This is a genomic window from Gelidibacter pelagius (genome assembly GCF_017581925.1).
Taxonomy (GTDB): Bacteria; Bacteroidota; Bacteroidia; order Flavobacteriales; family Flavobacteriaceae; genus Gelidibacter; species Gelidibacter pelagius.
The window spans coordinates 172,773-179,104 of sequence record NZ_JAGEVG010000011.1 but is presented as its reverse complement, the minus strand read 5'-3'; the positions used below and the strand labels follow the sequence as shown (position 1 = coordinate 179,104).

The 6,332-nt window shown below is 32.5% G+C and carries 9 protein-coding genes; 1 reads left to right on the top strand and 8 read right to left on the bottom strand.

The annotated features are described in order from the left end of the window. Window positions 1-230 precede the first annotated feature (230 nt). The 6 genes from J4051_RS10975 to xerA all read right to left on the bottom strand — a co-directional run bounded on the left by J4051_RS10975 (window position 231) and on the right by xerA (window position 4,984). Entirely contained in the window at window positions 231-710 is a 480-nt protein-coding gene (locus J4051_RS10975; protein WP_208233911.1) for a hypothetical protein, read from the bottom strand. Between the two features lie 148 nt (window positions 711-858). After that, window positions 859-1,275 carry a hypothetical protein gene (locus J4051_RS10970; RefSeq protein ID WP_208233910.1) on the bottom strand — a complete coding sequence of 139 codons (417 nt, stop codon included), beginning with the start codon at window positions 1,273-1,275 and terminating at the stop codon, window positions 859-861. 170 nt (window positions 1,276-1,445) lie between these two features. Then, window positions 1,446-1,820 (bottom strand): hypothetical protein, encoded by a 375-nt coding sequence (locus tag J4051_RS10965; protein ID WP_208233909.1) that lies wholly within the window; start codon window positions 1,818-1,820, stop codon window positions 1,446-1,448. 27 nt (window positions 1,821-1,847) lie between these two features. After that, window positions 1,848-2,183: a hypothetical protein gene (locus tag J4051_RS10960; RefSeq protein ID WP_208233908.1), complete on the bottom strand. Its 336-nt coding sequence runs from the start codon at window positions 2,181-2,183 to the stop codon at window positions 1,848-1,850. Window positions 2,184-2,368: 185 nt separating this feature from the next. Continuing rightward, the gene (locus tag J4051_RS19210; RefSeq protein ID WP_208233907.1) at window positions 2,369-3,229 is read right to left on the bottom strand and encodes a GIY-YIG nuclease family protein; all 861 of its coding nucleotides are present in this window, start codon (window positions 3,227-3,229) and stop codon (window positions 2,369-2,371) included. 624 nt (window positions 3,230-3,853) lie between these two features. Further along, the gene (gene xerA, locus J4051_RS10950; protein WP_208233922.1) at window positions 3,854-4,984 is read right to left on the bottom strand and encodes a site-specific tyrosine recombinase/integron integrase; all 1,131 of its coding nucleotides are present in this window, start codon (window positions 4,982-4,984) and stop codon (window positions 3,854-3,856) included. Window positions 4,985-5,075: 91 nt separating this feature from the next. Between xerA and J4051_RS10945 the strand changes: the two genes are divergently transcribed. Next, window positions 5,076-5,471, top strand: coding sequence for a hypothetical protein (locus J4051_RS10945; protein WP_208233906.1), 396 nt, complete (start codon window positions 5,076-5,078; stop codon window positions 5,469-5,471). 84 nt (window positions 5,472-5,555) lie between these two features. On the opposite strand, the gene J4051_RS19025 is transcribed toward J4051_RS10945, so the two are convergent. Together J4051_RS19025 and J4051_RS19020 are read right to left on the bottom strand one after the other, a co-directional pair. Continuing rightward, window positions 5,556-5,846, bottom strand: coding sequence for a site-specific integrase (locus tag J4051_RS19025; RefSeq protein WP_236027367.1), 291 nt, complete (start codon window positions 5,844-5,846; stop codon window positions 5,556-5,558). Between the two features lie 40 nt (window positions 5,847-5,886). Continuing rightward, the gene (locus J4051_RS19020) at window positions 5,887-6,330 is read right to left on the bottom strand and encodes a phage integrase SAM-like domain-containing protein (RefSeq protein WP_317192712.1); all 444 of its coding nucleotides are present in this window, start codon (window positions 6,328-6,330) and stop codon (window positions 5,887-5,889) included. Between the last annotated feature and the right edge of the window lie 2 nt (window positions 6,331-6,332).

Below are 6,332 nucleotides of genomic sequence, written 5' to 3'. Positions count from 1 at the left end.
AAGATAACCAATATCTTAAAGTGATCCGGGCAATGCGTTAAAAGGAAATCAACAAAGTTATTAAGAAAGGGAGGTTATTGCGCAGTCTGACGTTTGGTGTAAGAATAGTTGCGTGGGATAAACACCTAAAATAACAAAAATTGACCGAGCCTGTGGAAATTCCGCAGGAATTTCCAAGTAGGCGAGAACCAGCAATTATTTTTACACATTGTTACCCAACGTTTTTTAATTTAAATGAACTTATTAGCGTACAAATCAGTTAATTCCGAGTAAGTGGCTTTATTCATTTGAGATTTATAAATACTTAAGTCAAACATTTTAATATTCAAACGTTTTTTTCCGTTCCAACTATTTGTTTTTGGTATTAGTTTATATATTTTTTCATTTAGTAATTCAACTCTATTTTGTTCAGTCCTAAAGACTATTCTGTTGTCATAAATCTCTAAATCCACGGTTTCATATTTGCACAAATTCTTAAGAATGAAACCGATAATGGTTACTAATAAGGAAAGAATAAAAATTAGATAAAAATCACTATTTGTTAATCCAACGAAGGAGATTTCTTTTTCCTTAAGAGGGAAATAATTATTAGACCAAAGAAGAATTCCAGTTACAAAAAAAGCTATTTGCCCAAAAAACGTCATAAAAAATCCAATTCCGTTTATGGTTTTTAGATCACTTCCGATTTCTATATGTAGTTTTTTTTTCAAATGTTGGGTAACGTTTAGTGTAAGAATAGTTGCGTGGGATAAACACCTAAAATAGTAAAAATTGACCGAGCCTGTGGAAATTCCGCAGGAATTTCCAAGTGGGCGAGAACCAGCAATTATTTTTACACATTGTTGTATGCAGTGTTTTCTATTTATTCAGTTTAATAAAAATCAGAGTTGTACATATAATTACCAAAAACCAAAACAAATATCCATAAGTCCTTATTTTTTCAGCTTGCCGATATTTCTTTTCAAAACCATATTTTTTCAATCTTTCCATTTCAGATTCCGTGAAATGGTCTTCTCTCCATCTTGGTTTTGTTGTAAAAAATGGTAAAATGAAAAAAGATAACCATTCCTTATCCGTTAAAGGTTGCTGTTTTCGGTCATTTTGGTATTTCTTGTATTTTATATAATCAGATTTAATTTCAGCTTTTTGTTCGATTGACAATTCTCGAGAATTAAATTCAGATTCCGCACACTTAATTTCGGCTTTATTAGTTCCGTTTTTTATGATGTCAAATAATTCGACATTTGTATATCTGTAAATTTTTTTGTCAATCATAAAGGGTCTGTTCACATTGCATACAACGTTTATGTATATGAGCTGTGGCGCGATTTAGCACGAACCTCTCCAAATAAAAACCGGCTTTGGGAAATCCGCAGGATTTTCCAAGTAGGTACAGACCAAGCCATAGCTTATATACTGTGTTGTGGTGCGTTTTTCTACTCTGCTCAAGCTATTAATCCGTGTCGTTTGAGCACTTCTTGAATTAATTCTATTGATTTGTCAATTTCTTTCATTTTACCATTAATGAGCAAGTCTTCAATGTCATTTAATTCTTCTTTGTCTTGGTCGGTAAGTTTTCCGTCAAATCTTTTTTCAAATGCATTGATTGCATTATTTAAATTTGTAATTACTTCGCCACAATTAAAAGCATATTCAAATAAAAGCTCGTCATTTGTTTCTTTGTCTTTATTATCTCTTTGTCTGATAAAACTTCTTTCAAGTCCTCGAAAGGTATCTGCGTGAGCTGCGGGAATTCCAAGTCTTCCCACTTGATGAGCATTTCTAATAATGTATTCGTATTGTAAAGCCGTTTCTGTCATACTTTCGTTTTTAAATTACTTGTTAGATTAATTATTATAACCTTTCGATTTTTTATATTTAGTAAATTCTCGATAAATATCTTTTTCAATTGGTTTCCAAAGTTGGATTTTGTCTTTATTGACTTCAAAAATTTTTCCGTGGTTTTTTTCGCCGAGATTTTTCATCTGCGCGAAATTTGTTTTAAACGTTTTTAGATTTTTGCATTTATTTGCCAAATCATAATAGTTAACATCACCAACTTTTTCTTCTAAATTCAAGTAATTTATCAGAATTTGTGAGCATATTAATTTTTCATTGTTAAACCATTTGGACAGTTTGGGAACAACCTTATTTATTTGATAAATTTCGATTTCGCTATTCATTCTTTTTTCTGTTTTTCAATTAAAGCACGATTTTTTTTTAAATGCACCACAACGTTTCGTGTATGAGCAGTGGCGTGGTTCGTCACGGAAAATTGCAAACAGGTACTTGCCATTGGAAAATCCGCAGGATTTTCCAAGTAGGCGAGGACAAGCCATTGCTTATACACATTGTTACCCACCGTTTTTTAGCCCATTATTTCTTTAATTTCTTTTATATCTCTTTCGCTCAATTCAAACCATTCGCCACGTAACCTTTTATTTTCATAAGTTTTGTGCAAAGATCTTTCAAAAGCAACAGCCACTTTTCGATTTGAAAACAACTTTGATTTAATGAGCTCGATTGTTGGTTTTTCGCTCTGCAATGTTTTCTCTCTGTAAGTAGGATTATTTGAGATACCAATTTTATAATATCCATTTGCCAAATCTTTCATTAGATAAAGATGACAACTTTCTTCCGGATTGAATTCTTCTTTGTAATCCAATTTTGAAATTGGTTGATAGCTATCTATTCCTTTCAAAATCTCATTATAATCGTAAAATAAATTTCGCAACGCTGATTTTAACTTTAGCTCGCTTTGATAATTATGGTTTGTACCAAAATGACGCATTCCTTCAATTTTCCTATTGTCAGAAACCAAAATCCTCCAATCTTTAATTTCAGTCCGCGCCAATATTTCTAAATCTTCTTTAAATAGCAAAATACGATTTTCATAAACTTGCTTGTAAGTATCATTTAGGCTATTATATAAATGAAAAGATTTTTTCTCAATTTCAAATTCCAATACTTCGTTATTATCAAAAAGCAAATAAAACTTATCGCCCGCATCCAACATATAGTCTTTACTTGGATGTCTTAAAATCAGATAATCTTTTCCGTCTAAATGATTGACCGTAAGAAAAAGTCGGTTTATATCAGGTTTGCTCGAAACCATATTTATGGAACCATTCAAAACCTTTTCATAAAATTCATTTCCACCAACCGATTTCCACTCTAATTCGTATTCTTTCGTAAATGGATCAGTTTTAGAAATTGGAATGTTTGTCACAATGTTTTTTTTTAAATGGTGGGTAACGTTTTGTGTATGGACCGTTGCGTTTCTCACACACGAACCAATCCAAATATAAACAAACTTTGGAAGATTTCTTTAATGTTCCAAATAAAGCACAGACCCAGCAATGGTTTATACACGCTGTTGGCAACCGTATTTTTACTTTTCCCCACGTTATATTTTTATTTTACGCATCAGGCTAAAATCCGACGTTGTGATTGCGTGCGACCGAGTAAAGTCCGACGTTGTTATTTTTTGGGCATCTTGCTAAAATCCGATGCTGTTATTTTACGCAACTTGCTCAAATCCGACGTTGCTGTTTGGGTTTCTATTTTTAAGTTCAGATTCTTCGGGCTCGGTTTTCAGGCGAGCTTGTCAATTCCAGATATGATTTTGTCGAGAAAAGTAGTTTTTAATTTTACTCTTAAAAAACCAAAAAAAAATTTTGATTTCCATTCCGTCAAAATTCCGTTTTGTTGATTTTTTTATTCGGTCAGTTTTCAGTTTCAGCCGAATTTTTGTGATATGGTTGCCAACAATTGTATAATGAACATTATGTTCATTATACTGCCAATTTAAGATATATTCAACATTATGTTCTATATATCCTTATATATTTTATTAAAAATCAAGTGGGTTTTTTATTTTTTGAAATGTAGTAGTGGCAACATGTGTGTAAATTTCGGTTGTTTTACTTGAACTATGGCCCAATAATACTTGGATCTGCCTCAAATCTACGCCTGCCTCCAGTAGGTGGGTGGCAAAACTGTGCCTGAGCATATGGGGTGTTACAGGAATCTGGATACCTGCTTTTAATGCCGCATTTAATACTACTTTACCAATACTTTGTCCTGAATATTGCTTCCCATATAAACCTTCTACTATATATTTTTTTGGTTTGTATTGTTTATAGTATTCGCGAAGATCTATTAACAGTGATTGCGAAAGCAGGGTGTACCGATCTTTGTTTCCTTTGGCAGCTTCGATACGTATCAGCATCCGTTTACTATCAATGTCCGTGATTTTTAAATTTATCAACTCATTCCTTCTTATTCCAGATGAATATAGAAGGCTCACAATACATTTGTGTTTTAGGTTGTTCGTATTGGCTATAATACTTAAGACATCTTCCTTAGAAAGCACTTTAGGTAATTTTTTTTCTTTTCTTGGTCTTTCTATTTCGTAAAACCTATTGGGCATTCCAAGGACAGATTCGTAATAAAATTTAATGCTGTTTATGGCAGAATTTATATAGGAGTTTGACTTGTCTTCTTGAACTAACTTTAATACATAAGTTCTGACATCAAGCTCGTTGATTTCGATTAATTCCTTGGTGTTGTAATAGTTGATAAAAGCTTCAAAAGTGGATACATAAGATTTAACAGTGTTGTTGGCGTATTTTTTCAACTCTAATTTATCCAAATAATTGGTAGGACAAACCCGGTATGTGGTTGGGAGCTGCCTTTTTCTAAACCAAGTAATATCGATGTCTTCGTTATTCTGTTTGATAATCTTTTTATCAAAAAAGTGGTTACAATTGACCCAGGCAACACCATTGAAGATATGGAAGATCTTATTGAGATTGTTTTTGTTGTTCACAATGTAAGCCATATTATAGGTGTTGCTCCATTTCACCTCTGGCAATTGCTTAACAAGGGCGTGAATGACTTTATCTGTGTTGAATTGTAACCCGATATAGCGCTTCTCCTTAATTAAAAGATGTTTTAGCGTGACACTTCTACCTTTCTCCATGACTTTTTTCATGCAATCTAATGGATGTAAATGATTTAACCGTACCTTATACGAATAGGATGCGTATAATCTGCTTATAAATCGTTTTAAAATGAGAATTAATAGTGTATGTCTTCATTGCGGTAAGGAATTGGTGGGGAGATCAGACAAGAAATTTTGTGATCCACAGTGCAAAAGTGCTTATCAATATCAAAAAGAAAAGCAAAATCCGGAACGTTTTTATAATAAGGTGGATAATCAGTTGAAATTAAACCGTAGGTTACTCAAGGAATATAACAAGGGTGGTAAGGTTACCATCAGAGCCCAAGTTTTATTGGATCTGGGATTTGACCCCAATTTCTTTACACATTATTGGAAAAACCAGAAAGGAGAGGTCTACCTATTTGTCTATGAATACGGTTTTCTAAAAAGAACGGAATATGGAAAAGAGAAATTTATATTGGTTATTTGGCAGGACTATATGGGAGTAGATATTAAAAGGAGATGATTTTGAGAAATTTCAATTTGAAGTGTAGCAGTAACTCATAAATGCAAGGATGTGCTCAACATATTTTTTTATGATGATGGGAAATTAAAAATTTACAACACTATCCAAAGCATCATCAGCGTCGTTATGGATGAAATTTGCTTGGTAATTCAGTGTTGTTTTTAAATCGCTGTGCCAATACGATTTTTGTAACATTAGCGGATGTACTGTATCGCCTGCAATATTTCCAAAAGAATGTCTAGCAATATGCATCGTGAGTTTTTTAGTTATATTGGCTTTTTCCGCAATTGATTTTAAATTGGTGTTAAACTTTCTGTTTGCCGTTTTTAGTTTATTGAAAACATCTTTTGCATCATTAATGTTCGCTTTTTTCATTTCCGGAAATAGGAAATCATTAATATTTATTTCATCACTTTTATAACAATTTATTTATAATAGCTAAAGTCTTTTTGGGAATTTTCATAGAGATCAATTTGGAGTTCTTGTGCATTCTATATTGAAGCCTATTATCATTAATATCTGACAATCTTATTTTGAGTACAGCCGAAACTCTCATTCCTGCGAAGTAGAAGCTAAACAACCACACGTTGCGTGTATGTGTTTCGACTATTGATAAATCAACTAGACTTTCTATGTTTTGTATCTGCTGAATGCTTAACCCAACTTTATTTGACTCTGGGAATTTGATTTTTATTTTGTTACCTCCAATAGGATACAGATCTATTGTGACAATTTTCCGCTTTATAGCTCTATTGAATAATAAACGTATCAGAACCATTATATTCATGATTGAAGTCTCAGAAAGCTTATGAGTGGATTTGAGGTAAATCATCAGCCTTTTTAAGAATCGTTTATCGATTT